The following is a 26,343-nucleotide window of genomic DNA, read 5'->3' on the forward strand; positions in this document are numbered from 1 at the left end:
GCGATTCGTCCGGATGCCGTCATACTCTCCGACGACCCGGGCCCACCCCCCGTGCTGAAGGAGTCGACGGCATGCGCTCTCGGTCACTGGTGTACGACGTCGCGGCCGTCCTCGCGCGGATCGGCGTGGGCGTCGTCTTCATGGCGCACGGCTGGCAGAAGATCGAGGCCGGCGTCACCGCGACGGGCGAGTCCTTCGACGCCCTCGGGGTCCCGCTCCCGACCGCCGCGGCCGTCTACGCCGCGTTCGTCGAGCTGCTCGGCGGCGCCGCGCTGATCGCCGGGCTGGCGCTGCCGGTCACCGGCGCCCTCCTGTTCATCGACATGCTCGGCGCGTTCCTGTTCGTGCACGCCGACCAGGGGCTGTTCATGGTGGACGGCGACCGCGCGCAGAACGGCTACGAGCTGGTCGTCGCGCTCGGCATGGCCGCCCTGCTGCTGGCCGCGGGCGCCGGGGGGCGGCTGACGCTCGACGCGTGGATCGTCCGGCGGCGCGCCGCGGGCCCGGACGACCCGGGGGACGAGGACGACGAGGACGACGCGGAGAGCTTCGTGGAGTCGCTCCGGCAGGCCGAGACCAAGCCCGTCGAGCCCCCGGCGAAGAAGGCCCCGGCCCGCCGGTCCGCGCCCAAGGCCGCCCCGAAGGCCGCCCCCGCGCCGCCCGAGCCCGCCGCGCCCCCGGCCCCGCCCGCCGGCACCGAGGACGACAAGCCCGTGGCGGGCCGCCGGAAGGCGGCGCACCGCCGCCGCTCCGGCGACACGCAGCCCGTCAAGCCGCCGACGGACGCCGCGGGGGACGCGCCGTCCTGACGCGGGTCAGCCGGAGTGGGCGCGCAGCGCCGCGATGAACCACTCGAACGCCGGGACCGCCGGCGGGGTCGGCTCCTGCCCGGCGATGACCGCCAGCAGGGTCCAGTAGCGCCCCACGCGGGCGTCGGTGAACGCCGCGATCTCGTCGGCGGCCGCCGCGCGGTCCGCGGCCGGGACGTCCGGGCCGGTGATCCGCTCGACCACGGCGCGGCCCTCCGCGCTCGTGCTCATGGCCCGACTGTGCACCTTCCAGCCGCTGGAAACTCAACCCCGTTCCGCCCCGGGGCGCCCGGAACGGGGAAGCGGGCGCCGGTGGACCCGGCGCCCGCTTCCCTTCACGTGCCGCCCCTCAGGGGGCGCTGCTTCAGCTGCAGCCGCTGGTGGAGCCGCAGCCCTCGCAGACGTAGCAGCTGCCGGCGGGGCGCATCTTCGTGCCGCAGGTCAGGCACAGCGGCGCGTCCTGCGTGCGGCCCTGGCGGCTCTCGATGGCCTCGACGGACGAGTGCGCGCCGTTCGACGCCGCGGGGGCCGCCTGCGGCGCGGCGGGACGCGCGATCTCCGCGGTCTGGGCGAGGGCGTCGTGCTGGACGTCGTCCTCGTGCAGGGACGCCGGGTCCTCGCCGTTGGCCTGCATGGCGCGCTCCTCGGCGGTGAAGATGCCGAGGCCCGCGCGCTCGTCGTAGGGCAGGTGGTCGAGCGCCAGGCGGCGGAAGATGTAGTCCATCACCGACGTCGCCATGCGGATGTCCGGGTCGTCGGTCATGCCCGCCGGCTCGAACCGCATGTTCGTGAACTTCTCGACCCACGTCTCCAGCGGCACCCCGTACTGGAGGCTGATGGAGATCGCCATGGAGAAGGCGTCCATCACGCCGGCGAGGGTCGAGCCCTGCTTGCCGAGCTTGAGGAACACCTCGCCGAGGCCGTCGTCCGGGTAGGACGAGGCGGTCATGTAGCCCTCGGCGCCGGCGACGGAGAAGCGGGTGACGGTCGCGGGGCGCTGCTTCGGCAGCCGCTTGCGGACCGGCCGGACCTCGGCCGCCGGCGCGGGCGCCGCGGCGGTCTCCGCCTTCTCCTTCTTCCCGGCGGCCGACAGCGGCTGCCCGACCTTGCAGTTGTCGCGGTAGATCGCCAGGGCCTTCAGGCCGAGCCGCCAGCCCTCGAAGTACACCTTCTCGATGTCCTCGACGGTCGCCTGCTCCGGCATGTTGACGGTCTTGGAGATCGCGCCGGACAGGAACGGCTGGACGGCCGCCATCATCCGCACGTGCCCCATCGGGCTGATCGCGCGCTCGCCCATCGCGCAGTCGAACACCTCGTAGTGCTCGGGCCGCAGGCCCGGGGCGTCCACGACGTGGCCGTGCTCGGCGATGTACTCGACGATCGCCTCGATCCGCTCCTGCTGGTAGCCGAGCTGCTCCAGGGCGCGCGGCACCGTGTGGTTGACGATCTGCATGGACCCGCCGCCGACGAGCTTCTTGAACTTCATCAGCGCGAGGTCCGGCTCGATGCCGGTGGTGTCGCAGTCCATCATCAGGCCGATGGTGCCGGTCGGGGCCAGCAGCGACGCCTGCGCGTTGCGGTAGCCGTGCTTCTCGCCGACCTTCAGGCACTCCTGCCACTGCTTGGCGGCGGCCGCGAGGATCGTCCGGTCCATGTCGTGGAGCGTGCGGACCTCGTCGTTGGCGGCGGCGTGCTTGCGCATCACCCGCTTGTGGCCCTCGGCGTTGCGCGCGTACCCGGCGTACGGGCCGACGACGCCCGCGATCTCGGCCGAGCGGCGGTAGGCGACGCCCGTCATCAGCGACGTGATCGCGGCGGCGAGGGAGCGGCCGCCCTCGGAGTCGTAGGCGTGGCCGGTCGCCATCAGCAGCGCGCCGAGGTTGGCGTACCCGATGCCGAGCTGGCGGTAGTCCCGGGTCGTCTCGGCGATCTTCTCGGTCGGGAAGTCGGCGAACGTGATGGAGACGTCCATCGCCGTGATGACCAGCTCGGTGAGCTTCACGAACCGCGCGACGTCGAACGTGCCGTCCTCGCCGAGGAACTTCAGCAGGTTGATGCTGGCCAGGTTGCAGGACGAGTTGTCCAGCGACATGTACTCCGAGCAGGGGTTCGACGCGGTGATGCGGCCCGTCTCGGGGTTGGTGTGCCAGTCGTTGATCGTGTCGTCGTACTGGACGCCCGGGTCGGCGCACTCCCACGCGGCCTTCGCCATCTGCCGGAACAGGTCCTTGGCCTTGATCTTCTCGACGATCTCGCCGGTCATCCGGGCGCGCAGCCCGAACTCGCCGTCCGACTCCACGGCGTGCATGAACTCGTCCGACACGCGGACCGAGTTGTTGGCGTTCTGGTACTGGACGCTGCCGATGTCCTTGCCGCCGAGGTCCATGTCGAACCCGGCGTCCCGCAGCGCGCGGATCTTGTCCTCCTCGCGCGCCTTGGTCTCGATGAACTCCTCGATGTCGGGGTGGTCGACGTCCAGCACGACCATCTTCGCCGCGCGCCGGGTGGCCCCGCCGGACTTGATCGTCCCGGCGGACGCGTCCGCGCCGCGCATGAACGAGACCGGGCCGCTGGCGGTGCCGCCGGACGACAGCAGCTCGCGGCTGGACCGGATGCGGGAGAGGTTCAGGCCGGCGCCGGAGCCGCCCTTGAAGATGACGCCCTCTTCCTTGTACCAGTCGAGGATCGACTCCATCGTGTCGTCGACCGACAGGATGAAGCACGCCGAGACCTGCTGCGGGGACTTGGTGCCGACGTTGAACCAGACCGGCGAGTTGAAGCTGAACATCTGGTGCACGAGCGCGTACTTCAGCTCGTGGTCGAAGATCTCGGCGTCCTCGTCCGACGCGAAGTAGCCGTTCTCCAGGCCCGTCTTCGTGTACATGCTCACGACGCGGTCGACGAGCTGCTTGAGGCTCCACTCGCGGGCCGGGGTGCCCACGGCGCCGCGGAAGTACTTGGACGTGACGATGTTGACCGCGTTGAGCGACCAGAAGTCCGGGAACTCGACGCCCCGCTGCTCGAAGTTGACCGAGCCGTCCCGCCAGTTGGTCATGACGACGTCACGGCGCTCCCAGGTCAGCTCGTCGTACGGATGCACGCCGGGCTTGGTGAAGATCCGCTCGACCTTCAGGCCCTTGCGCGCCCCCTTGCCGCGCCGCGCCGTCGAGCCGCTCACCGTCTCCGTCATGACCTTCCCCCTCTCGGGCCCTCCCGCCGGGCCCTGTCCAGGAACAACTCCGCCGCCGCGCGGGGCATGCCCGGCGCGGTGGCGCTTCACGTTCGATGCTTTGTGTTTCCGCCGTCCCTAACGGGACGGGCCGGGCTCCCCCGAGGAACCGGCATTCCGCAGTGTCTCGATCTCCCGGGCGAAGTCGTCGAGCGATTCGAAGCTCCGGTACACGGAGGCGAACCGCAGATACGCGACCTCGTCGAGTTCACCGAGCGGCCCCAGGATCGCGAGTCCGATCTCGTGCGAGGGGATCTCCGCCGATCCCGCCGACCGGATGTCCTCCTCGACCCGCTGGCCGAGCTTCGCGAGCGCGTCCTCGTCGACCGGGCGGCCCTGGCAGGCCCTGCGCACCCCAGCGATGATCTTGTCGCGGGAGAACGGCTCGGTGACGCCGCTTCGCTTGGCGACCATCACGAGGACATTCTCCTGCGTGGTGAATCGCCGACCGCATTCGGCGCACGAGCGACGCCGTCTAATGGCGCCGCCGTCGTCGGTGGAACGGCTGTCGATCACTTTGGTGTCGGGGTTGCGGCAGAACGGGCAGTGCACGTCTCTCCCCTCCCCGAACCGATTGGAGCGCCATCGCGAGAACAGTGCCACAATCACAAGTTGTGGTTAATCCCATCGATGTAACTACTAGATGTTGTGGTCAACCGTACGGGTCTGCAGACGCCAACGCAACCTGATCGACTGCCTCCCGAGTCACATCCGCCACGGACGCGCTGGTGGCGCGCGGCCGCGTCCCGCCACATCGGATCCGCGCTCCGGCGTGTCGCGCCCGGACGCCGGAACGGCGGCCGGCGACCCGGGATCGTCCGCCGCTCCGGCACCCTCGCGGCGTCCTGCCGCGCGCCGCCCGACCCGTCCGCAGGCGGGCGCGGATGGGGGCGAACTTCCCCGCGCGGGCGTACGCGAACGGCTGCCTCGGCGTGCGGGACCTGGACGACGCCGAAGCGGGCCGGACTTCTCGCCGCCCGCGTCCGCGATCCGCGTTTTCGATCGGATCCGGATCGCGGAGGGGGCGGGCCGCACCAGGGGCGTCCGCCCGATCCCGTGCCGTCCCGATGTCCGGCCCGGTCCGCTCGCTTCGGCCGGTCCCCGGCCGGGACGTCCGCCGCAATGGGAATCGCCGTCGACCCCCGTCACTCGCGCGTCCGCCGGAATCCGGCCGCGAGGCTGCGGGCGCCGCTTATACGGATGTCGCCGCGGCGATCGGAAACCGCTTCGGCCGGTCGAGGAACGCGGATCCCGAGCCCCCTCGCCAATGACCGCCCTCAGCACCCGGCGACGGCCGTACGCTGCGGTTTCGGGCCGGGCGCGACACGATTCTCCGCACCGGCGCCCACCGCTCGTCCGCCGACTCGGGACACCGCCCGTTCGTCCGGCATAGCGGATATGTCACTCAGCTCCCGGACTCCCATTTCCGGGTCGCATGGCGGTCGCGGACGCGCCTTCCTCACTCTCGGTCCGCCGTAACCGGGGCGGGCGGGGGCGATTCGAGAAGGCACCGAAGCGGCACCCCGGGAGAGGCGTCTTGCGCAATCGGTTCGGACGGGCAAACCGTGCGGTGCGTATCGGGTGAAGCGGCCATCTCGGGCCCCGGCGCGAGAAAATCCGATCGAACGCCTGTACGATGTTCTGTGGACGTCCTCAGAAAACACCTGAGCACTTCGAACAATTGTTTGATCGAGGCGCCCGGGCGCGATAACGTGCAGGGCCAGGAGTGATGAGATCGAGGCGCCCGGGAGGCGAGCGATGAGCAAGGTCCGGGAGCTGCCCGACGGGCCGATGGACGAGTCGGGGCTGACGCAGCGGCAGCGCATGGTGCTCGAGGTGATCCGCGACTCGGTGCAGCGCCGCGGCTATCCGCCGTCCATGCGGGAGATCGGCGAGGCGGTCGGCCTGACCAGCACGTCGAGCGTGTCGCACCAGCTCCGGACCCTGCAGCGCAAGGGGTTCCTGCGGCGCGACCCGAACCGGCCGCGCGCGGTCGAGGTGCGGGTGCCGGGGGCGACGCCGGTGCGCACCGAGCCCGAGACCCCGGACGGGACGGCGTCCGCCCAGACGCCCGCGTACGTGCCGCTCGTCGGCCGGATCGCGGCCGGCGGCCCGATCCTCGCCGAGGAGGCCGTCGAGGACGTCTTCACGCTGCCCAAGCAGCTCGTCGGCGAGGGTACGCACTTCCTGCTGAAGGTCACCGGCGACTCGATGATCGACGCCGCGATCGCCGACGGCGACTGGGTCGTCGTCCGCCAGCAGCCGGTCGCCGAGCAGGGCGACATCGTCGCCGCGATGATCGACGGCGAGGCCACGGTGAAGACGTTCAAGCGGCGCGACGGGCACATCTGGCTGCTGCCGCAGAACTCCGCCTACGAGCCGATCCCCGGCGACGAGGCGTCCGTCCTCGGCCGGGTGGTGGCGGTCCTCCGCAAGATGTGAACGAGCGACGGAACGGCCGCCGGGGCGCCCCCGGCGGCCGTTTCCCGTCTCAGCGCTTCGGCACGATGTTCACGATCTTCGGCGCGCGGACGATCACCTTCGCGATGTCCGCGCCGCCCAGCGCGTCCCGCACCTTCGGCGACGCCAGCGCCAGCTTCTCCAGCTCGCCGTCCGCGATGCCCGGGGCGACGTCCAGCCGGTCGCGGACCTTGCCGGCGACCTGGACGACGCAGGTGACCGACTCCTCGACCAGCAGGGCCGGGTCGGCGGCCGGCCAGCCCGCGCGGATCACCGGGGCGGTGCGGCCCAGCAGCGACCACGCCTCCTCGGCGGTGTAGGGCGCGAACAGCGACAGCAGCACCGCGATCGCCTCGGCGGCCTCCCGGACGGCCGGGTCGGCGGCGCCGGGACCGGAGTCGATCGCCTTGCGGGCCGCGGTGACCAGCTCCATGATCCGCGCGATCGCGACGTTGAACCGCTGCGACTCGACCAGGGTCGTGACCTCGTCGACGGTGCGGGCGGTGACGCGGCGCAGCGCGATGTCGCCGGACGCCGGGTCGCCGCCGGGGGCGGCCCCGACCTCGCTCGCGATGCGGTGCACGCGGGACAGGAACTTCGACATGCCGTGCGGGGACACGTCGGCCCAGTCGATGTCGTCCTCGGGCGGCCCGGAGAACAGGATCGCCAGCCGGACGACGTCCACCCCGAACTCGCGGATCTGCTCGCCCAGGTCGACGCCGTTGCCCAGCGACTTCGACATCGCCTTGCCCTGGTTGATCACCTGGCCCTGGTTCAGCAGCCGCGTGAACGGCTCGGTGAAGTCGACCATGCCCATGTCGTGCAGGACCTTGGTGAAGAACCGGCTGTACAGCAGGTGCAGGATGGCGTGCTCGACACCGCCCGTGTACTGGTCGACCGGCATCCACTTGCGGACCTGCTCGACGTCGAACGGGCCGCCCTCGTACCCCGGCGAGCAGTACCGGAAGTAGTACCAGGACGAGTCGACGAACGTGTCCATCGTGTCGGTGTCGCGCTTCGCGGCGCCGCCGCACTTGGGGCACTCGGTGTTCACCCAGTCGGCCGCGGCGGCCAGCGGCGACGTGCCCTTGGGCGCCAGGTCGGCGCCGCGCAGCCCGTCGGGCAGCCGCACCGGCAGCTGCTCGTCCGGCACCGGGACCTCGCCGCACGCGTCGCAGTGCACGATCGGGATGGGGCAGCCCCAGAACCGCTGCCGGGACACCAGCCAGTCGCGCAGCCGGAAGTTCACCGACGCCCGGCCGGTGCCGCGCTCCTGCATGATCTCGATGATGCGGGCGATGCCGTCCGCCTTGGCCAGCCCGTCGATCGGGCCGGAGTTGACCAGCCGCCCCTCGCCGGGGGTGGCGACGCCGGTGGCCGCCGGGTCGGCCTGGCCGGTCTCGACGACGACGCGGACCGGCAGCCCGAACTTCAGCGCGAAGTCCAGGTCGCGCTGGTCGTGCGCGGGGACCGCCATGATCGCGCCGTGCCCGTACTCGGCCAGCACGTAGTCGGACGCCCAGATCGGCAGCCGCTCGCCGTTCACCGGGTTGATCGCGTAGCGGCCCAGGAAGACGCCGGTCTTCTCCCGCTCGGTGGACAGCCGCTCGATCTCGCTCTCCCGGGAGACCTCCTCCCGGTACGCCTCGAACGCGGCCCGGTGGTCGGGCGCGCAGATCTCCTCGGCCAGCGCGGCGTCCGCGGCGACGACCATGAACGTGGCGCCGTACAGGGTGTCGGGGCGCGTGGTGTAGACGGTGACGGGCTCGTCGCGGCCCTCGATGACGAAGTCGACGTCGGCGCCGGTGGAGCGGCCGATCCAGTTGCGCTGCATCAGCAGGACCCGCTCGGGCCACTTGCCCTCCAGCTGCTCCATGTCGTCCAGCAGCCGGTCCGCGTACTCGGTGATCTTGAAGTACCACTGGGTCAGCACGCGCTTCTCGACCAGGGTGCCGCAGCGCTCGCAGTGCCCGCCGACGACCTGCTCGTTCGCCAGGACGGTCTGGTCCTTGGGGCACCAGTTGACGTGGCCGCCCTTGCGGTAGGCCAGGCCCCGCTCGTAGAAGCGCAGGAACAGCCACTGCGTCCACTTGTAGTACTCGGGGTCGGACGTGTGCAGCCGCCGCGACCAGTCGAAGGACGGCGCGTACCGCTGGAACGACGCGGCCTGGGTGTCGATGTTGGCGTACGTCCACTCGGCCGGGTGCGAGTCGCGCTTGATCGCGGCGTTCTCGGCGGGCAGGCCGAAGGAGTCCCAGCCGATGGGGTGCAGCACGTTGTGGCCGCGCTGGATCCAGTAGCGGGCGGGGACGTCGCCGATCGCGAACGCCTCCGCGTGACCCATGTGCAGGTCGCCGCTCGGGTAGGGGAACATGTCCAGCGCGTAGCGCCGCTCGCGGCCGTCGTCGCCTTCGGCGGCCTTGAACGGGTCGAGCTCCGCCCACCGGGCCTGCCACCTGTCCTGAACCGCCCGCGGGTCGTACTGCTCGTCGCTGCTCACGCTTACTCTCTCTTCCGTCCCTAGCGAGTCCCTGGCAAAGGGGCCGGGCCGTCCGCCGAAATGAAACGGCCCCTCGCTCAGGAGGGGCCGCCACGCTGACTTCTCGCGTCAGCGTGGCCGTTCGAGGAGCAGCCTGGCATGCATACAACAAGCGTAGCGCAACCGCAACCCCGGTCGCCCGGGGATATCGCGGGCGCCGCCCGGTCCGGCGGGGGTCAGTGGCCGGACGCCTGGCGGGCGAGGGACACGACGCCGGTGATCTGGACGCGGGTCAGTTCGAGGTCGGCGCCGACGGCGCCGAGGGTCTCCTCCTCGGAGACGCTGAGCGGCCCGTCCATGAGGGCGATCTCGGCGGCGGCGCGCAGGATGCTCTCCCGCGCCTCGGGGGCCAGCGCGGACGAGGCGCGCCCCATCTCGCGGCGCACGTCGTCGAACGGGCGGCCGAGGTCGGCGTTCAGCGCGCTCTCGTCGTAGCCGCTCTCGCCGGCCTGGCGGACGACGGCGACGGCGCGGGAGCGGGCGGGCGCGTGGGTGTAGTCGCCGGAGCGCAGGACCTGGGCGATCGCCATCCGCAGGAGCATCGCGGGCATGTGGGCGAGCTGCGCGGTCGTCGGGACCTCCAGGACGCCGGGCGTCCAGCGGCCGCGGCAGGTGCCGCACTCGACGATCTCGCCGCCGGTCTTGTTCAGGGGCAGCACCGGGATGAAGAACAGGGTGAAGAAGTTGCGGCCCTGGCGCCGGCGGTACTCGCGGTCGCCGCCGCACTGCGGGCAGTGGAAGACGCCCTTGCCCAAGGTGAAGAACACCACGCGCCAGCCGAAAATGATCACGACAATGCCCCCTTTTCCCGGAACGGTCATCGTAACGGGGACGGGGGACGGGCGCGCGCGGCGGCGCACCGCCCGGGAACGATCCGGCCCGGATCCGGACACGACCGGCAGGCCCGGGACGCTCCGTGCCCCTCCCGTCACGCCCGTCCCAGGGACCGGGCGGTCGGGACAAAACGGCACGTCAAAAAGGGCGTCGCACCATGGCGCGGACACGTCCGGATACAGCAGGATGAGCGGAACGATTCGTAGACTCGTCGGTAACAACCGGCCGGTCATCCGTTCCGCGCGAGGAGTGCCATGCTCAACCTGTCCGTGCTGCTGGAGGACGCCGCCCGCGAGACGCCGGACCGCGACGCCGTCGTGTTCGGCGACCTGCGGCTGCCGTACTCCTTCATCGACTCGGTCGCGAACCAGGTCGCGAACCTCCTGCGGTCGCGCGGCATCGGACCGGGCGACAAGGTGGCGCTGTCCAGCCCCAACCTGCCGTACTTCCCGATGGTCTACTTCGGGGCGCTCAAGGCCGGCGCGGTCGTCGTCCCGCTGAACGTCCTGCTGAAGCCGCGCGAGATCGCCTACCACCTGGCCGACTCCGACGCGAAGGCGTTCTTCTGCTTCGAGGGGACGCCGGAGCTGCCGCTCGGCGAGATGGGCAAGGCCGGGTTCGACCAGGCCGCGGAGTGCGAGCACTTCTTCCTGCTGCCGGCGAACCCGGCGGCGACCGAGTCGCCGATCGAGGGGGCGGAGCTGTTCTGGGCGGCGCTGGGCGGGCAGCCCCGCACGTTCGAGCCGCACCTGAGCGAGGCCACCGACACCGCGGTGATCATCTACACGAGCGGGACGACCGGGCAGCCGAAGGGCGCCGAGCTGTCGCACGGCAACCTGCTGATGAACGCGATGGTGGACGACACGCTGTTCACCAAGACGCTCCACGACGTGTCGCTGGTGACGCTGCCGCTGTTCCACATCTTCGGCCAGACGTGCGTGATGAACGTCGGGTTCTACCGGCGCGCGACGCTGGTGATGCAGCCGCGGTTCGACGCCGGGGAGGCCGTCGCGCTGATGGTCCGCGAGAAGGTGAACATCTTCGCGGGCGTCCCCACGATGTACTGGGGGCTGCTGACCCACGACACGTCCGCGGAGGACGTCGCGACGATCCGGGAGAACCTGCGGGTCGCGGTGTCGGGCGGCGCGGCGCTGCCGATGGAGGTCCTCAAGGGGATCAAGGAGAAGTTCGGCGCGGACGTGCTGGAGGGCTACGGGCTGTCGGAGACGTCGCCGGTCGCGTCGTTCAACCGCCCGGACCGCCCGACCAAGCCCGGCTCGATCGGGCTGCCGGTGTGGGGCGTCGAGATGAAGCTGATCGACGACGACTGGAAGGACGTCGAGGGCGAGGGCCCCGGCGAGATCGCGATCCGCGGCCACAACATCATGAAGGGCTACTACAAGCGGCCCGAGGCGACCGAGGCCGCGATCCGCGACGGCTGGTTCCGCACCGGGGACGTGGCCCGCCGCGACGAGGAGGGCTACTACTTCATCATCGACCGCTCCAAGGACATGATCATCCGGGGCGGCTACAACGTGTACCCGCGGGAGCTCGAAGAGGTCCTGATGACCCACCCGCAGGTGTCGCTGGCCGCCGTGGTGGGCGTCCCGCACGACAGCCACGGCGAGGAGATCAAGGCGTACGTGATCCGCACGCCGGACGCCACGGTCACCGAGGACGAGCTGGTCGCGTGGGGCAAGGAGCAGTTCGCGAACTACAAGTACCCGCGGATCGTCGAGTTCCGCGACGAGCTGCCGATGACCGCGACGGGCAAGATCCTCAAGCGCGAGCTGCGCTGACCCGTCCGCGAGCGGGCCCCGGCCGCCGGCCGGGGCCCGCTCCGCGCGTTCAGAACGTGTACGGCAGGCGCTTGATGCCGTTGATGAAGTTCGACTCCAGCCGCTCGGCCTCCCCGGCCCGGATGTCGGGGACGCGGCGCAGCAGCTCGCGGAACATCACGGTGATCTCGCGGCGGGCGAGGTGGGCGCCCAGGCAGAAGTGCGGGCCGGGGCCGCCGAACCCGACGTGCGGGTTGGGGTCGCGGAGGATGTCGAACTTCTCCGGGTCGGTGAAGACCGACTCGTCCCGGTTCGCGGACCAGTAGTACAGGACGAGCTTGTCGCCCTCCTTGATCTCGTGCTCGTTCAGCGTCGTGTCGCGGGTCGCGGTGCGGCGCATCCAGATGACCGGGGACACGTAGCGGACGATCTCCTCGACGGCGCCCGCGATGCGGCCGTCGAAGTCCTCGACCAGCAGGGCCCGCTGCTCGGGGTGCCGGGTGAACAGGTCGAGGCCGTGCGCGATCGCGTTGCGGGTCGTCTCGTTGCCCGCGACGACGAGCAGGATGAAGAAGGAGCCGAGCTCCTGGTCGGTCAGCGACTCCCCGTCGATGTTCGCGTTGACCAGCGCGGACGTCAGGTCGTCGGTGGGCTCGGCGCGGCGGCGGCGCCCGAGGTCCTCCACCAGGCCCTTGAGGGTCTCGCCGGCGCCGAGCAGCGCCATCGCCATCTCCTCGGCGCTGCCGGTGGGGAGGAACTCCGCGTCGTTGCCGGCGAGGATGACGTTGGTGGCGTCCAGGACGGTGCCGTAGTGCTCCTCGCCGATCCCCATCATGTCGCAGATGATCTTCAGGGGGAGGCGGGCGGCGACGTCCTGCACGAAGTCGCCCGTCCCGTGGCCGGCGGCGATGCCGTCCACCAGCTCGGCGGCGACCGCCTCGACCTTGTCCTCGAACCGCTGGATCATGCGCGGGGAGAACGCGCGGGAGACGATCCGGCGGATCTTGGCGTGCCGCGGGTCGTCCATGTTGATCATGGAGCCGAAGTACTCGTGCAGGTCGCCGGGCATGTCCGGAATGCTGATCGTGCCGCGCCCCGAGCAGAAGTCCTGGGGGCGGCGGGACGCCTCGACGACGTCGGCGTGCCGGGTCAGCGCGTAGTAGCCGGGGCCCTGCTCGACGATGACGACCTCGGGCTCGTCGTAGCGGATCAGCTCCCCGTGCCCCCGCAGCGCCTTGAACGCCTCATGGCGGTAGTCGTGGGGACGGCGCCAGAAATCCCAGTCCGTCAGGTTGATGTCCTCGGCCTTGAGCACGGTGTCACCTCATCATTCCGAATCCGATTCGGTTTACATGCACCCTCTCAGAGTAAAGTGCGGCGCGGCGAGTCCGCACGGCAATAGGTGACCCGGGTCACATCGCCGCCGCCGTCGTGATGAGAGGGTGGCGGCGCCACGAGGAGGCGAGCGCATGGGCGACTTCACCGACATCTCCGACGGGACGATCGACGCGAACGGGCTGACGTTCGGCTACCTGGAGGCCGGGCCGCCGGACGGGCCGCTGGCGCTGTGCCTGCACGGCTTCCCCGACTCCCCGCACACGTGGCGTCCCCTCCTCACCGACCTGGCCGCCGCCGGGTACCGCGCCGTGGCCCCGTTCATGCGCGGCTACGCGCCCACGTCCGTCCCGGCGGACGGCGCCTACCAGACGGGCGCGCTGGCCGCCGACGCCGTCGCGCTCCACGAGGCCCTCGGCGGCGGCCCGGACGCCGTCCTCATCGGCCACGACTGGGGCGCGGCCGCCGCCTACGGGGCCGCGAGCATGGCACCGGACCGGTGGCGCCGGGCCGTCGCGATGGCGGTCCCGCCGATCGAGGTGCTGGTCAGCTCGTTCTTCGCGTACGGGCAGCTCAAGCGCTCGTTCTACGTGTTCGTGTTCCAGACCGCGCTCGCCGAGACGATCCTGAACCGCGAGTTCGTGGAGGGGCTGTGGCGCGACTGGTCGCCGCCCGGCGCGCCCGCCCCGACGGCGGAGGTCGACCGCGTCATGGAATGCCTCGCCGCGCCCGGCAACATCACCGCCGCGCTCGGCTACTACCGCGCGATGCTCGATCCGGAACGCCACATCGAGCGCTACGCCGCCGCGCAGGAAGCGGCGGACGCGCGCGGCACCCGTCCCGTCCTCTACCTGCACGGCGACGAGGACGGCTGCATGGGCGCGGACGTCGTCGCGCCGGGCGGCGACCTCGCCCCGATCGTCGCCGCGCTGCCGCCGGGCTCCCGGGCCCGGCTCGTCCCCGGCGCCGGGCACTTCCTGCAGCGCGACCGGCCCGCCGAGGTCGGCCGGCTGGTCCTCGACTGGCTCGCCGGCTGACGCGGGCGGTCAGTACGGGTCGCCGAACGGCGGCACGTCCGACGGGTCCAGTTCCGCCCGCATCCGGACGTACCGGACGGCGTGCCGCCAGCGGCCGTTCTCCACGGCCGCGTCCGCGCTGAACTCCACCACCGTCTCCGGCTCGGTGCGGACGTACCGGATCGGCGGGTGCGAGCCGTACGGGCCGCCCGCGAACCCCGACGGCAGCTCCGCCGGCCACGGATGGTCGGGCGACCCCGGATGCAGCACCGCCGCCAGCCCGGTGCGCGCGGCGGGCGGCAGCGGCGTCGTCCGCGCGACCACCCGCAGCCGGCCGTCCGCGTCGAACCGGCCCAGGATCAGCGACTCCGGCGCCTGCCGCGTGCCGGTGACGCCGCCGACGATCCCCTCCGCCGTCGTCCGGCGCTTCACCTTCTGCCAGCGGCGCCGCCCCTCCAGGTACGCGCCGTCGGCGTCCTTGACGACCAGCCCCTCGATGCCCTGCTCGGCGAGCGCCTCGAACCACAGGCGCGCCTCCGCGACGTCCGCCGTCTGCGGCGACGCCACCACCCGCGCGGCGGCCGAGACGTCCCCGAGCAGCCGTTCCAGGACCGCGCGGCGCTCCCGCAGCGGGCGCCGCCGCAGATCCGCGCCGCCGGCCTCCAGGACGTCGAACACCACGTAGTGGCACGGTTCGGCCCGCGCCAGGTCCGGGCGGCGGCGCCCGGCGACGTGCCGGCGCTGCAGCGCGCCGAAGTCCAGCCGCCCGTCCGGACCCCACCGGACGATCTCGCCGTCCAGCACCGTCGCGGGCGGCACCAGCTCCGCCACCGCCGCCGCCACCTCGGGGAACGCCTCGTTGAACCGCGTGCGGCGGCGGGACGCCAGCAGCACCGCACCCGCCTCGTCCACGATCGCGATGGCGCGGAACCCGTCGAACTTCGGCTCGTAGCGGCACCCGCCGGGGCACGCCTGCGGCTCCGGCACGCGGTCCACGGCCGCCGCCAGCATCGGCTTCACCGGGGACCGGATGTGCATGGCCACGCGTCCCCCCAGCTCGACGTCCTGCCCCCCGCCTACCCCGTTCGACCTGCGGGGACCTCGGCGCGAGAGGAATCTTGACCGGGTTTAGACGCGCTTGAGCAGATCGTTGTCCAGGACCGATTCGACGAGCAGCTCGCGGTAGCCGACGTCGTCGAACAGGACGGTGACGCGGTCGCCCGCGCCCTCGACGACCCGTCCCCGCCCCCACTCGCGGTGCTCCACCCGCGTGCCCGTCGGGAACGTGCGGTTGTCCGCGCGCGTCTCGGCGCGGCCCGCCTCGCAGTTGTCGCAGTGCCCGCACGGCCGGTCGTAGGTCTCGCCGAAGTAGCGCAGCAGGAAGCGGCGCCGGCAGTCGGCCAGCTCGCAGTACCGCCGCATCATCTCGATGCGGGTCCGCTCCACGTCCCGCCGGTTCTCCGCGAGGCGCACCGCCTCCGCGACCGCCGCGTCCGGGGACGGCGGATCGGGGACCGGACGCACGCGCCGCCGCAGGCGCACCGCCCCCGCCTCGGCGAGCAGGTCCAGCAGCACCGCCAGCCTGCGGGCCGACAGGCCGGTGCGCGCCGCCAGCTCGCGGCGCGTCCCGGTCCCCGCGCGCACCGCCGCGTAGACGGCGCCGAGCGTCTCCTCGTCCGGCAGGCCGCCGGTGAAGAAGCGCGGCAGGCCGAGGTCCTCCGCACGGTAGAAGCAGACCGCCTCGGCCGGTTCGCCGTCCCGCCCCGCGCGGCCGACCTCCTGGTAGTACTCGTCCGGCGAACCGGTGACGTGCGCGTGCAGCACGAACCTGATGTCCGGCTTGTCGATCCCCATCCCGAACGCGCTCGTCGCGACGACGATGCGCGTACGTCCGTCCATGAACTCCGCCTGGACCGCGTCCCGCTCCTTCTTGCGCAGGCCCGCGTGGTAGGCGCGCGCGCTGTGCAGGCGCTCCGCGTACCTGGTCGTGTCCTTGCGCGTCGCCGCGTAGACGATGCCCGAGCCGTCCAGTCCCTCCGCGGTCCGCACGACGGCGTCGGCCTGCTCGTCCGGGTCCCCGAACCGGCGCACCGACAGCCGGATCCCCGGCCGGTCGAACCCACGGACCACCACCGCCGGGTCCCGCATGCCGAGCCGCTCGACGATCTCCGCGCGGACCGGCGGCGCGGCCGTCGCCGTCAGCGCCGCCACCACCGGACGGTCCCGCAGCGCCGCGACCACCGCGCCGAGCCGCAGGTAGTCCGGGCGGAAATCGTGGCCCCACGCCGAGACGCAGTGCGCCTCGTCCACGACCAGCAGCCGCGGCGGCGACTCCCCCAGCCGCGCCCGCACGTCCTCGCGGAGCAGCTGCTCGGGCGCCATGAACACGAACGCCGGACGGTCCGCGGCGAGGGCCGCGTCCGCCCGTTCGCGCCGCGCCCGTCCGGCCGCCGCGTTCAGGACGTGCGTCTCCAGGCCCGCCTCCCGCAGCCCCAGCGCCTGGTCGCGCTGCAGCGACACGAGCGGCGACACCACCACGACCGGGCCGCCCAGCAGCACCCCCGCCACCTCGTACACCGCCGACTTCCCCGACCCCGTCGGCAGCACCGCCAGCGCGTCCCGTCCCCCGGCGAGCGCCTCCATCGCCTCACGCTGCCCGGGACGCAGCTCCCGGACGCCCAGCAGCTCCTCGGCGACCTCCGCGACCCCTCTGCGACGCTCCACGCCTCGCCCGTCCCCCGCCAGGTGCCGTGTACACGCGCGCCGGACGCCTTGAGCGGACCCGGAAACGCGACGAGCCGACCGGTCAGCCGGTCGGCTCGTCGTTTCCGCGGGAGCGCCGCCGCCGTCACACGCCCCAGTCGGGACGCAGCGGCATGTGGGAGTTGCCCTTCTCGTCCAGCTTCACCCCGAGCGTCTGGTGCAGCTGGATCCAGTTCTGGTCGAAGCCGAGCACGCACCCCGCCATGTAGACGCGCCACACGCGGGCCGTGCCCTCGCCGACCTCGGCGACGGCCTCGTCCCAGTGCTCGTCCAGGTTGCGGCACCAGCCGGTGAGCGTGCGGGCGTAGTGCTCCCGCAGGTTCTCCTGGTGCCGGATCTCGAACCCGGCGTCGTTCATCTGCATCTGGACGTACCCCGGGCCCTCGAGCTCGCCGTCCGGGAACACGTACCGGTTGATGAACCCGTTCTCCTTGCGCGGCGGAGCCAGGTTGTCGGGCCGCGTGATGGTGTGGTTCAGCATCCGCCCGCCGGGCTTCAGCTTCCCGTACAGGAACGAAAAGTACGACGGCAGGTTCGCCTTGCCGATGTGCTCGGTGAGCCCGATGGAGCTGACCGCGTCGAACCCCGACTCGGCCACGTCCCGGTAGTCCAGGTGCCGGACCTCCGCCAGGTCGGACAGGCCGCGGTCGGCGATCGCCTTCTGCGCCCACTCCGCCTGCTGCTTCGACAGCGTCACGCCCAGCGCCTTCACGCCGTACTCCTGCGCGGCGTGCATCACCATGCCGCCCCAGCCGCAGCCCACGTCCAGCAGCCGCATCCCGGGCCGCAGCCCGATCTTCTTGGCCACCAGGTCGTGCTTGTGGAACTGCGCCTCCTCCAGCGTCGCGCCCTCCGCCGGGTAGCACGCGCACGTGTACGCCATCGACGGGCCCAGCACCCACGCGTAGAACGTGTTCGACACGTCGTAGTGGTGCGAGATCGCCCGCGCGTCGCGCCGCTTGGAGTGCCGCAGCCACGACGGGATCCGGCTGAACGGCGCCTCCTGCGGCGGCGGGTCCAGCCGCCGCGACACCGCGCCGCGCAGCAGCGGGTCGCGCATCACCTCGGTGAGGATCCCCGCCTTCTGCCGCCCCGTCACCTCACCGAACAGCGCCTGCATCGTGGACAGCGCCGTGATCATGTCGCCGTGGACGTCGACCATCCCGGTCACGTAGGCGCGCGCGAGACCGAGCGCCCCCGGCGAATGCACCAGGTAGGACACCGCGTACGGCGAACGCACGTGGACCCGGATGTCGGCGCCGGGCGCCCCCGCCCGCGAACCGTCGTACGCCGTGAACTCCACTGGCGCCTGCGGCCCGGCGAGCTGCTCGAAGACCTTGGCCAGCGTCATCTTGTTCCCTCCTGTCTCTCCACCCGGACGGGCGCGTCCGCCGGCCGCCGACGCGGTCGGCCGCCGCTCGCCGCCGGGCCCCCCGAAAACGGCGGGCGCCAGGTCAGCGCCCGCGCACGCACTTGTCGTAGAGGTCCAGCAGCCGCCCGTCCGGGTCGTAGGCGCCCTTGAGCCGCCGGTAGGTCTCCCCGTCGTAGTAGCGCCAGAACTCGTCACGGCCGTAGAACGCCGTCGAGTAGAGCGACTTGTGCCCGTCCAGGGCCGCGACCCTGCGCTCGATCAGCCGGTTGTGGTACTCGGGGATCTGCCCCGGCGGGATCCGCACCGTCCCCCAGAACCCCGCGTTCACGTACGTCCGGCCCTGCTCGAGCGGGTACAGCGGCCACTGCTCCTTCACCCGCAGCGGGCACAGCCAGATCGGGCTCATCCCGATCTTCTCGTGGAAGAACTCCAGGAACTCCGGCAGCCGCTCCACCGGGACCTCGATGTCCTGGATGACGTCCTCGCGCGGCCGCAGCCCGCGCCACCGCTCCACCCGGGCGACGACGTGGTACCGCCGGTCGTACGCGACCAGCTTCCGGTACACGTCCGACCGCTTGGCCTTGTCGGGCCACACCCGCCGCACGAGCGGGTTCTGCACCCCGAACGCGCCCGAGCACCAGAACCAGTCGGTGTCCCAGCGCCAGATGTAGTCACGGATCGTCAGGAAGTCGACCGACCGCCGCTGGATCGACCGGTAGTAGATCTCCTGACCGGTGTAGTCGGACGTGTACGGCGCCTCGTCCGTGAAGAACCCCAGCGTGATGTACTGCTCCGACCCGCTGAACACCGTGCCGTCCATGAAGTCGACGGCCTCGCCCTCGTACGTCCGCGACTCGGTGATGTCCGCCATCGCCTTCGCGAGCGACGCCGCGTCGCCGAACCGCAGGTGCCGCAACCGGACGTACGGCCGCACCGGCCGCAGCTCGATCTTCAACCGCAGCGAGTAGCCGAGCGTCCCGTAGGAGTTCGGGAACCCGTAGAACAGGTCCGCGTGCTCGTTGTCGCGCGTCGCCGTGACGATCTGCCCGTCGCCGGTCAGGACCTCCATCTCCAGCACCGACTCGTGCGGGAGACCGTCGCGGAACGACGTCGACTCGATGCCCAGCCCGGTGACCGCGCCGCCCAGCGTGATCGTCTTCAGCTGCGGGACGACCGTCGGCATCAGCCCGTGCGGCAGCGTCGCGTCGACCAGGTCCTCGTAGGTCGTCATGCCCTGGACCTGCGCGGTCCGCTCGTCCGGGTCGACGCTCAGCACCCTGTCGAACCCGGACACGTCCAGGCCGGGGGCCGCCGAGGGGTCGCGCCACCGGAAGAGGTTCGAGGTCTTCTTCGCCAGCCGCACCGGCGTGCCCGCCGGGATCGCCGCGTAGGACCGCCTGAGCGCCTCCACCGCCCGCTGGTGATCGCCCTTGATCGCAAGCTCCGTCATGTACCCCTCCCGAACATAGTTAATCGATCATCCCATGTACGGTCCACATAACCCGGACGTTGTTGTCATCACAGGCAGGGAGGGGAATAAAGGCATGGGCACGCTGATCCATCTCCCTACGAGGCGGTCGGTCAACCTTTCCCCGTGGGGGCGCGCCCACAAACCCGAGTGCTACTTGACCGGGCGGAAGATCCACGGGTACCGGAACGGCTCCCCGGCCAGCGCGTAGATCGCCGCGACGACCGACGCGATCCACGCCACGGAGTAGAGCACGCCGCCGACCCCGAACGTCACGATCGTGATCACCAGGAGCGTCAGCTGCAGGTTCACGGCCTCCGCGGCCTGCCTGCGCACGTACTCCGACCGGCGGCCCCGCGTCAGCATCACCACCAGCGGCCCGACGAACAGCGTCAAGGCCCCCAGCCCGTGCGCCACCGCCGCCACCACCCGGTCGTCGCCCTGCACCGCGACGGCGCCCCCCGCCGCCGGCGCGGGCGCCAGGTCGCCCGTCGCCGAGGCCAGATCGTCCCGTGTCTTCGCCGTCAGCACCAGATGCGTGCGCATGTCGAACTCGTCGTGGTCGATCCGCCCCTCGGCGAACGCGTCCTTCAGCCGTCCGAGGGCGGGTTCACGCTCGGCGTCCGACACCCGCAGGTGGCCTTGAGTACTCATGTCCCCATAGTCCGCGCGCCCCGCCCGCCGGGCCATCAGGGAAGTCCCTGAGGCTGCCCTGATTCCCGCTCGACGTACTCCTCCCCGGGGGTGAGCCGCCCGTCGAACAACTCCGACACGGTGACGAACACGTACCCGTCGCGCCGCAACCGGTCGATGATCTCCGGCACCGCGTCGACCGTCGAACCGTGGATGTCGTGCATCAGCACGACCGCCCCCGGCCGCGTCCCCTCGACGACCCGCTCCTCGACCGACCCGGTGTCGCGCTCGCTCCAGTCCTGCGGGTCCACCGACCACAGCACCTGCGACAGCCCCGACTCCCGGGCCTCCCGCGTCAGCGTCTTCGACATCGAACCGTACGGCGGGCGCAGCAGCACGGGCGTGAACCCGCTGGCGCGCCGGATGACGTCCTGCGTCCTTCGCAGCTCCGACCGCACCCGCTCCCCCGAAGCGGCCCCCAGGTCCGCGTGCGTGTAGCTGTGGTTCCCCAGTTCGTGGCCCGCCAGGTGCTCGCGCCGCACCAGCTCCGGGTACTCCGCGGCCTTCTCCCCCACGACGAAGAACGTCGCCCGGACGTCCCGCGCCTCGAGCACGTCCAGCAGCTCCGCCGTCCCGGGCACCGGCCCGTCGTCGAACGTCAGCGCCACGCACTTCGCCCGCGCGCAGTCGACCTCCGGCTCCGGCGGCGGCGCCGGCGGAGCCGGAGGCGCCGCCGGCGGCGGCTCCTCCCGCACCGCCTGCACGGCCACGACCGCCACCGAACCGGCCGACGGCGCCAGCGTGCTGAGCCACCCGCACAGCGCGGCCGCGAGCACGGCCGCGGCCCCCCGCCGGACCAGGCCAGGCCCGTCCATCCGCTCCCCCCGATCTTCGAGCCCCGCCAGTCTAGATCGCGGAACCCCGCCCGTCCGGGACGCGACCGCCGTGTCGGGAACCGCCGCGAGCAAGCGATCGTTTATCGTCAGACCAGCCCCCGGGAACGGGGGGCGCCACCCAGCCGACAGGGCAGATCATGAGGTTCCGGGACCGGTTCGGGATCCGCAAGCACCGCGGGTCCTCGGTGACAAGGCTCGACCGCGAGGCCACCGACGCCGACATCGAGGCGCTGATCGCCTTCGCGCGCTCCCGCCGCGGCGTGGAGTTCTTCGTCGAGCCGGAGACCTTCGCCACCGACACCACCGCGGTCGCCGTCGCCCACGACGGCGAGTGGACCCGCCGCCGCGTCGGCGCCCCCGAAGTCATCGGCAAGGTCGCCCGCGACCTCGGCGCCCCCGTCTACGACGTCCAGATCGTCGGCTACCCCCCGCGGATGCGGGCCTGGAACGCCCGCAACCCCGACCGCCGCATCGACCCCGGCAAACCCGGCGAAGCCGTCTCCTGACCCAGGCGCCCCCGTCACAGGCACGCCAACCGGCACAAGCCCACGGAGCCGACAGGCGCACGCGGCCGACCAGCCGCCCCTCAACACGAACAAACACGCCCATGCGAAGTGCTCCCCAGTCGCCCGAGACCTCCACGCCCCCACACGAGGGCCTGATGCCCCGACGGCGGTCCGCAGAAGCCGCCGGGACGGGCCGACCCGCGTCGGCCGCGCGGAGGCTCAGCGGGCGGGCCGCCGCCCCACGCCGCGAGGCGTAGAGCAGGCAGGTGGGGAACGTTTCATCGCACCTCGCACCCGTCACGCACATCACGGGAGGCTGCCCGGCACCTCTCGGTGTTCGTGCTGGACGCGTGGGAGCGGCCGGGATTGTCGGGAGCCGGGTACGGATGGCTGCTCACCACCTTCGGGATCAGCGGGGGCCAAGGGTCGGCGGCCGCGTCGATGGCATGGGGCCGCCCCAACGGCCCGCCCTGGGCGTCGGGGACTGCGGGTTTGCCACGGGGCGGCCCCAAGGCGGGCTTATAGGCGGAGCCCTCACATATGTCCGGCCGTCTGTGACGGGGAGGGCGCGGGCCGCTGCGATCGTGCCGGTGGTGTCCGGCGTCCCCACGACGGTGTGGGAACGATCGCGGCGACCGCCCGCCCGGCGGCCCGCTCTCGATCACCTGACGGAACGACCCGCCGACACCCCCGCGCTACTCCATGCCACCGTCCGACCGCCCGCCGGGAGCCGCCGGAGCCGCCCGGAGCCGACGGAGCGGCCGAAACCGCCCGGAGCCGCCGATGCCCACGACGCCGCCGCTGCCGTCCGAAGCAGCCGGAGACGCCGGTGCAGGTGCAGTCGGGGTGCCTGTGTCGGTAGTGGCTTCGGTGCTCTGTTGCGGCTGGGTGGGGTTATTGCGGGGTGGATTGGGGCTTGGCGGGGGGCGGGGTGGGTGTGGGGTGGTCATCCGGCTTCCTTCTCCTCGTAGGCGGCGGCCAGTTGGCTGGGGGTCATGCGCATCTTGGCCTTGGAGGGCGGGATGCCCGAGGTGATGACCTGGCGCAGGAGGACGGCCATCGAGTAGCGGGGGTCGGCGTCGAGGGCCCGGTCGAGGGCGATGTTGGCGAGGCCGCCGTCGCCCGCGGCGTAGGCGGCGTAGGCGAGGAGGGCGGCGGGGCCGGCGGCGTAGGGGGCGCGGACGCGGCGGGTGACGTCGCGCCAGAACCGGATGTCCTCCGCGGGCGCGTCCTCGTCGATGCGGATCCACGCCTCGTCGCGGACGCGGCGGTCGGTGAGCAGCACGCCGAGCCAGGCGACCTCGTCGTCGGTGAGGTCGCCGGAGAGGGAGGCGATGAACGCGACCCCCTCTTCGGCGGCCTTGGAGCGGTAGCGGGCGGAGGGCTCGCGGGCTCGGGCGAGGAACCGTTTCTCGGCGCGTTCGGTGGCGGCGCGGAGGGCGGGGGTGTCCGGGACGGGCTGGACCGAGCGGACCAGTTCGTCCCGGTCGGCGAGGACGACGTGCCCGGCGAAGGTCGCCTGGGCGGCGACGACGCTGCCGGTGCTGTCGTAGGGCGTGCCCTCGGCCGGGCAGCAGTCGTCGTCGCAGGTCAGCGACCACCATCGGTGGGCGTCGACGCGGATGGCCTCGACGGTGTCGACGCCCGCGGCGGCGAGGGCCGCGCGCATGGCGACGGCGGCGGCGGCGACCTCTTCGGGTCCGCCGTACCCGAGCAGGAGGGCCCGGCGGAAGCCGTTGCCGGCGAGCATCCCGGCCGCCTGCCCGGCGGCGCCGTCCACCGGTAAATCCAGGCGGACGGCGCAGGTGTTCGGCGGCCCGTCGAAGCCGATCACGACGAGGCTGCGGGACGGGTGGAAGCCGAGCATGTACGGGACTGCGGCGATGGCGTCCTGGGCGGAGCGGATGACCAGTGGACTCATGCCATCGACGTTCGCAGGCGGACGTGCGGGGCCGTCGACGAACCGGGCCCTGTGGATAACTCAGGCGTCGAGGACCTGGTGGGGCTTGCTGACGACCGGGGGCTCGGTGGACCAGGGGAAGTTGATCCAGCGGTCGGTGTGCCGCCAGACGTACTCGCACTTGACCGAGGACGCGGGCTTCTCGTACACGACCGCGCAGCGGACGTCCGCGACGTGGTCGGCGCAGAAGTCGCGGACGAGCTTGAGGGTCGCGCCGGTGTCGGCGACGTCGTCGGCGACGAGGACCTTCGCGCCGGACAGGTCCACGGCGTTGGGGACGGGGGGCAGCATGACCGGCAGGTCGAGGCGCTCGTCGACGCCGGTGTAGAACTCGACGTTCATCACGTGCAGGTTCTTCACGTCCAGCGCGTAGCCGAGGGATCCGGCGACGAACAGGCCGCCGCGGGCGATGGACAGGATCAGGTCGGGGCGGTAGCCGCTGTCGGCGACCGCCTGCGCCAGCTCGCGGCTCGCGGCGCCGAACAACTCCCAGGTCAGGACTTCTCTTTCAGCAGACACGCCACCATCTTGGCCGACCCCGGCCGTGCATCGAACGCGAGCCCCCGCAAAGGGGGCGTCCCGGTTCCGGGACGGGACGCGGCTGTCGGCGGCGGACGGTAGGGTCGGGCGTCGTGCCCGCCCCAGAACTGCTCACCGGCAGCGACACCCAGATTCCGGACATGGCGACCCTGCTCGCCGCCGCCGTCGAGGCCATCGGGGGCGCCGAGCGCCCCGGCCAGACGGCGATGGCGGAGGCCGTCCGCAAGGCGATCGAGTCGGGCGAGCACGTCGCGGCCCAGGCCGGCACCGGCACCGGCAAGTCGCTCGCGTACCTGGTCCCGGCGATCCGGCACGCGGTGGAGAAGCAGACCACGGTGGTGGTGTCGACGGCGACGATCGCGCTGCAGCGCCAGCTCGTCGACCGCGACCTGCCGCGGCTCGCGGAGGCGCTCGGGCCGCTGCTGGGGACGGAGCTGCGGTTCGCGATCCTCAAGGGCCGGCGCAACTACCTGTGCCTGCACCGGGTGCAGACGGGCGTGCCGGACGAGGAGGACGGCGGCCCCGGGCTGTTCGACCCGCAGCAGCTGTCGTCGCTGGGCCGGCAGGTCAAGCGGCTGAACGAGTGGGTCGAGGAGACCACGACGGGCGACCGGGACGAGCTGGTGCCCGGGGTGAGCGAGCAGGCGTGGCGGCAGGTCGCGGTCAGCGCGAAGGAGTGCCTGGGGGCGCAGCGCTGCCCGCACGGGACGGACTGCTTCGCCGAGCTGGCGCGCGCGCAGGCCGGGGACGCGCACATCGTGGTGACGAACCACGCGCTGCTGGCGATCGACGCGCTGGAGGAGTTCCAGGTCCTGCCGGAGCACGACGTGGTGATCGTGGACGAGGCGCACGAGCTGGTCGACCGGGTGACGTCGGTGGCGACGGGCGAGCTGAGCGCGCCGGCCGTCGAGACGGCGGCGCGGCGCTGCGGGCGGCTGATCGAGGAGGGCCTCGCCGACCGGCTGAAGGAGGCGGGCGAGGGGCTCGGCGTCCTGCTGGAGGACATGCCGGGCGGGCGGATGGACGTCCTGTCGCCGGCGCTCGGCAACACCCTGGCCGTCGTGCGGGACGCGGCGCACGCCGCGATCACCGCGCTGGGCCCGGAGCGGAAGGACAACGACCCCGGCGACATGGCCGCGCGGAAGGCGGCGCGGTCGTCGCTGGAGGACGTGCACGACACGGCCGTGCGGCTGCTGGAGGCGTTCCAGCCGGAGATCGCGCAGCGGTTCGACGTGGTGTGGCTGGAGAAGCCGTTCGTGCAGGAGGGGCGCCCGAAGCGGCCGCCGGCGCTGCACGTCGCGCCGATCGGGGTGGGCGGGCTGCTCCGGACGACGCTGTTCGAGCAGCGCACGACGGTGCTGACGTCGGCGACGCTGACGCTGGGCGGGTCGTTCGAGCCGCTGGCCCGCCAGTGGGGCCTGCCGCCGCTGGGCGACGGCGCCCCGCGGGACGCGCGGACGGCCGCGGAGGGGCTCGCGGTCACCGCGGACAAGGACGCGAAGGAGAGCAAGGTCGCCTGGTCGGGCCTGGACGTGGGGTCCCCGTTCGACCATCCGAAGTCGGGCATCCTGTACGTCGCGCGGCATCTGCCGCAGCCGGGGCGGGACGGCCTCGCCGACGCCTACCTCACCGAGATCACCGAGCTGATCGAGGCGGCGGGCGGCCGGACGCTGGGCCTGTTCTCGTCGATGCGGGCCGCGCGGCAGGCGGCGGACGAGCTGAAGGACCACCTGTCGCATCCGCTGCTGTGCCAGGGCGAGGATTCGACGAGCCAGCTGGTCGCGCGGTTCGCCGAGGACGAGCGGACCTGCCTGTTCGGCACGCTGTCGCTGTGGCAGGGGGTGGACGTGCCGGGCCCGTCCCTGCAGCTCGTGATCATGGATCGGATCCCGTTCCCGCGCCCGGACGACCCGGTGTCGTCGGCGCGGTCGCGGGCGGTGGCGGCCGCGGGCGGCAACGGGTTCATGTCGGTGGCGGCGACGCACGCGGCGCTGCTGCTCGCGCAGGGCGCGGGCCGGCTGCTGCGGTCGATGGACGACCGCGGCGTCGTCGCGGTCCTGGATCCGCGGCTGGCGACCGCGCGGTACGGCGCGTTCCTGAAGAACTCGCTGCCGCCGTTCTGGGCGACGACCGACCCGGAGGTCGTGCGGGGCGCGCTCCGCCGGCTGGACGCCGCCGCCGGGAAGTAGTCCGCTTCATCCCGGT

20 protein-coding genes are annotated in these 26,343 nt (G+C 72.3%); 6 read left to right on the plus strand and 14 right to left on the minus strand.

From position 1 onward, the window contains the following. Nucleotides 1-71: 71 nt before the first annotated feature. Nucleotides 72-809, plus strand: coding sequence for a DoxX family protein (locus H505_RS50775; protein WP_169528877.1), 738 nt, complete (start codon nucleotides 72-74; stop codon nucleotides 807-809). A gap of 6 nt (nucleotides 810-815) precedes the next feature. On the opposite strand, the gene H505_RS0130550 is transcribed toward H505_RS50775, so the two are convergent. The 3 genes from H505_RS0130550 to nrdR form a co-directional block, all read right to left on the minus strand. Continuing rightward, complete coding sequence (locus H505_RS0130550) at nucleotides 816-1,040, minus strand: hypothetical protein (protein ID WP_026405008.1); 225 nt, start codon at nucleotides 1,038-1,040, stop codon at nucleotides 816-818. A gap of 133 nt (nucleotides 1,041-1,173) precedes the next feature. Beyond that, entirely contained in the window at nucleotides 1,174-3,999 is a 2,826-nt protein-coding gene (locus H505_RS0130555; RefSeq protein WP_026405009.1) for a vitamin B12-dependent ribonucleotide reductase, read from the minus strand. 117 nt (nucleotides 4,000-4,116) lie between these two features. After that, entirely contained in the window at nucleotides 4,117-4,590 is a 474-nt protein-coding gene (nrdR, locus tag H505_RS0130560; protein ID WP_026405010.1) for a transcriptional regulator NrdR, read from the minus strand. A 1,206-nt stretch (nucleotides 4,591-5,796) separates the two neighbouring features. On the opposite strand from nrdR, the gene lexA reads away from it, so the two are divergent. Continuing rightward, on the plus strand, nucleotides 5,797-6,480 hold the full coding sequence (lexA, locus tag H505_RS0130565) for a transcriptional repressor LexA (protein ID WP_026405011.1): 684 nt from the start codon (nucleotides 5,797-5,799) through the stop codon (nucleotides 6,478-6,480). 49 nt (nucleotides 6,481-6,529) lie between these two features. On the opposite strand, the gene leuS is transcribed toward lexA, so the two are convergent. Then, nucleotides 6,530-8,998, minus strand: a complete 2,469-nt coding sequence (gene leuS, locus H505_RS0130570; RefSeq protein ID WP_026405012.1) for a leucine--tRNA ligase — start codon at nucleotides 8,996-8,998, stop codon at nucleotides 6,530-6,532. 215 nt (nucleotides 8,999-9,213) lie between these two features. Beyond that, nucleotides 9,214-9,828, minus strand: a complete 615-nt coding sequence (locus H505_RS45335) for a hypothetical protein (RefSeq protein WP_051301338.1) — start codon at nucleotides 9,826-9,828, stop codon at nucleotides 9,214-9,216. Nucleotides 9,829-10,125: 297 nt separating this feature from the next. On the opposite strand from H505_RS45335, the gene H505_RS0130580 reads away from it, so the two are divergent. Continuing rightward, on the plus strand, nucleotides 10,126-11,670 hold the full coding sequence (locus H505_RS0130580; RefSeq protein WP_026405013.1) for a long-chain-fatty-acid--CoA ligase: 1,545 nt from the start codon (nucleotides 10,126-10,128) through the stop codon (nucleotides 11,668-11,670). A gap of 49 nt (nucleotides 11,671-11,719) precedes the next feature. On the opposite strand, the gene H505_RS0130585 is transcribed toward H505_RS0130580, so the two are convergent. Continuing rightward, nucleotides 11,720-12,964 carry a cytochrome P450 gene (locus H505_RS0130585; protein WP_026405014.1) on the minus strand — a complete coding sequence of 415 codons (1,245 nt, stop codon included), beginning with the start codon at nucleotides 12,962-12,964 and terminating at the stop codon, nucleotides 11,720-11,722. A gap of 154 nt (nucleotides 12,965-13,118) precedes the next feature. Between H505_RS0130585 and H505_RS0130590 the strand changes: the two genes are divergently transcribed. Next, nucleotides 13,119-14,021 (plus strand): alpha/beta fold hydrolase, encoded by a 903-nt coding sequence (locus tag H505_RS0130590; RefSeq protein ID WP_034520636.1) that lies wholly within the window; start codon nucleotides 13,119-13,121, stop codon nucleotides 14,019-14,021. Nucleotides 14,022-14,030: 9 nt separating this feature from the next. Here the strand turns inward: H505_RS0130590 and H505_RS0130595 are convergent, their stop codons facing one another. From H505_RS0130595 to H505_RS45340, 6 genes are all read right to left on the minus strand, one after another. Next, the gene (locus H505_RS0130595; protein WP_245592668.1) at nucleotides 14,031-15,038 is read right to left on the minus strand and encodes an ATP-dependent DNA ligase; all 1,008 of its coding nucleotides are present in this window, start codon (nucleotides 15,036-15,038) and stop codon (nucleotides 14,031-14,033) included. A 90-nt stretch (nucleotides 15,039-15,128) separates the two neighbouring features. Then, nucleotides 15,129-16,724 carry a RecQ family ATP-dependent DNA helicase gene (locus H505_RS0130600; RefSeq protein ID WP_026405017.1) on the minus strand — a complete coding sequence of 532 codons (1,596 nt, stop codon included), beginning with the start codon at nucleotides 16,722-16,724 and terminating at the stop codon, nucleotides 15,129-15,131. Nucleotides 16,725-16,848: 124 nt separating this feature from the next. Next, complete coding sequence (locus tag H505_RS0130605) at nucleotides 16,849-18,114, minus strand: class I SAM-dependent methyltransferase (protein ID WP_026405018.1); 1,266 nt, start codon at nucleotides 18,112-18,114, stop codon at nucleotides 16,849-16,851. Nucleotides 18,115-18,217: 103 nt separating this feature from the next. Continuing rightward, nucleotides 18,218-19,585 carry an FAD-binding oxidoreductase gene (locus H505_RS0130610; RefSeq protein ID WP_026405019.1) on the minus strand — a complete coding sequence of 456 codons (1,368 nt, stop codon included), beginning with the start codon at nucleotides 19,583-19,585 and terminating at the stop codon, nucleotides 18,218-18,220. 171 nt (nucleotides 19,586-19,756) lie between these two features. Then, nucleotides 19,757-20,257 (minus strand): DUF1707 and DUF4870 domain-containing protein, encoded by a 501-nt coding sequence (locus H505_RS0130615; protein WP_026405020.1) that lies wholly within the window; start codon nucleotides 20,255-20,257, stop codon nucleotides 19,757-19,759. Between the two features lie 35 nt (nucleotides 20,258-20,292). Continuing rightward, nucleotides 20,293-21,111, minus strand: coding sequence for a polysaccharide deacetylase family protein (locus tag H505_RS45340; RefSeq protein ID WP_051301339.1), 819 nt, complete (start codon nucleotides 21,109-21,111; stop codon nucleotides 20,293-20,295). A 158-nt stretch (nucleotides 21,112-21,269) separates the two neighbouring features. Between H505_RS45340 and H505_RS0130625 the strand changes: the two genes are divergently transcribed. Next, the gene (locus H505_RS0130625) at nucleotides 21,270-21,638 is read left to right on the plus strand and encodes a hypothetical protein (RefSeq protein WP_026405021.1); all 369 of its coding nucleotides are present in this window, start codon (nucleotides 21,270-21,272) and stop codon (nucleotides 21,636-21,638) included. A 946-nt stretch (nucleotides 21,639-22,584) separates the two neighbouring features. Here H505_RS0130625 and H505_RS45345 read toward each other — a convergent pair. Together H505_RS45345 and H505_RS0130635 are read right to left on the minus strand one after the other, a co-directional pair. After that, nucleotides 22,585-23,559, minus strand: coding sequence for a DUF4192 domain-containing protein (locus H505_RS45345; protein ID WP_034520641.1), 975 nt, complete (start codon nucleotides 23,557-23,559; stop codon nucleotides 22,585-22,587). 60 nt (nucleotides 23,560-23,619) lie between these two features. After that, a complete protein-coding gene (locus H505_RS0130635) occupies nucleotides 23,620-24,117 on the minus strand; it encodes a phosphoribosyltransferase (protein ID WP_026405022.1) in 498 nt (165 codons plus the stop codon). Nucleotides 24,118-24,278: 161 nt separating this feature from the next. Between H505_RS0130635 and H505_RS0130640 the strand changes: the two genes are divergently transcribed. Next, nucleotides 24,279-26,327 (plus strand): ATP-dependent DNA helicase, encoded by a 2,049-nt coding sequence (locus tag H505_RS0130640; RefSeq protein WP_034520657.1) that lies wholly within the window; start codon nucleotides 24,279-24,281, stop codon nucleotides 26,325-26,327. Nucleotides 26,328-26,343 lie beyond the last annotated feature (16 nt).

It is taken from the genome of Actinomadura rifamycini DSM 43936 (genome assembly GCF_000425065.1).
GTDB lineage: Bacteria > Actinomycetota > Actinomycetes > Streptosporangiales > Streptosporangiaceae > Spirillospora > Spirillospora rifamycini.

What these genes read in the sequence shown, in the direction of transcription:
- H505_RS50775 (WP_169528877.1), top strand. Translation starts at nt 72, where the DNA reads ATGCGCTCTCGGTCACTGGTGTACGACGTCGCGGCCGTCCTCGCGCGG.
- H505_RS0130550 (WP_026405008.1), bottom strand. Translation starts at nt 1,040, where the DNA reads ATGAGCACGAGCGCGGAGGGCCGCGCCGTGGTCGAGCGGATCACCGGC.
- H505_RS0130555 (WP_026405009.1), bottom strand. Translation starts at nt 3,999, where the DNA reads ATGACGGAGACGGTGAGCGGCTCGACGGCGCGGCGCGGCAAGGGGGCG.
- lexA (WP_026405011.1), top strand. Translation starts at nt 5,797, where the DNA reads ATGAGCAAGGTCCGGGAGCTGCCCGACGGGCCGATGGACGAGTCGGGG.
- H505_RS0130580 (WP_026405013.1), top strand. Translation starts at nt 10,126, where the DNA reads ATGCTCAACCTGTCCGTGCTGCTGGAGGACGCCGCCCGCGAGACGCCG.
- H505_RS0130590 (WP_034520636.1), top strand. Translation starts at nt 13,119, where the DNA reads ATGGGCGACTTCACCGACATCTCCGACGGGACGATCGACGCGAACGGG.
- H505_RS0130595 (WP_245592668.1), bottom strand. Translation starts at nt 15,038, where the DNA reads ATGCACATCCGGTCCCCGGTGAAGCCGATGCTGGCGGCGGCCGTGGAC.
- H505_RS0130605 (WP_026405018.1), bottom strand. Translation starts at nt 18,114, where the DNA reads ATGACGCTGGCCAAGGTCTTCGAGCAGCTCGCCGGGCCGCAGGCGCCA.
- H505_RS0130610 (WP_026405019.1), bottom strand. Translation starts at nt 19,585, where the DNA reads ATGACGGAGCTTGCGATCAAGGGCGATCACCAGCGGGCGGTGGAGGCG.
- H505_RS0130615 (WP_026405020.1), bottom strand. Translation starts at nt 20,257, where the DNA reads ATGAGTACTCAAGGCCACCTGCGGGTGTCGGACGCCGAGCGTGAACCC.
- H505_RS45340 (WP_051301339.1), bottom strand. Translation starts at nt 21,111, where the DNA reads ATGGACGGGCCTGGCCTGGTCCGGCGGGGGGCCGCGGCCGTGCTCGCG.
- H505_RS0130625 (WP_026405021.1), top strand. Translation starts at nt 21,270, where the DNA reads ATGAGGTTCCGGGACCGGTTCGGGATCCGCAAGCACCGCGGGTCCTCG.
- H505_RS45345 (WP_034520641.1), bottom strand. Translation starts at nt 23,559, where the DNA reads ATGAGTCCACTGGTCATCCGCTCCGCCCAGGACGCCATCGCCGCAGTC.
- H505_RS0130640 (WP_034520657.1), top strand. Translation starts at nt 24,279, where the DNA reads ATGGCGACCCTGCTCGCCGCCGCCGTCGAGGCCATCGGGGGCGCCGAG.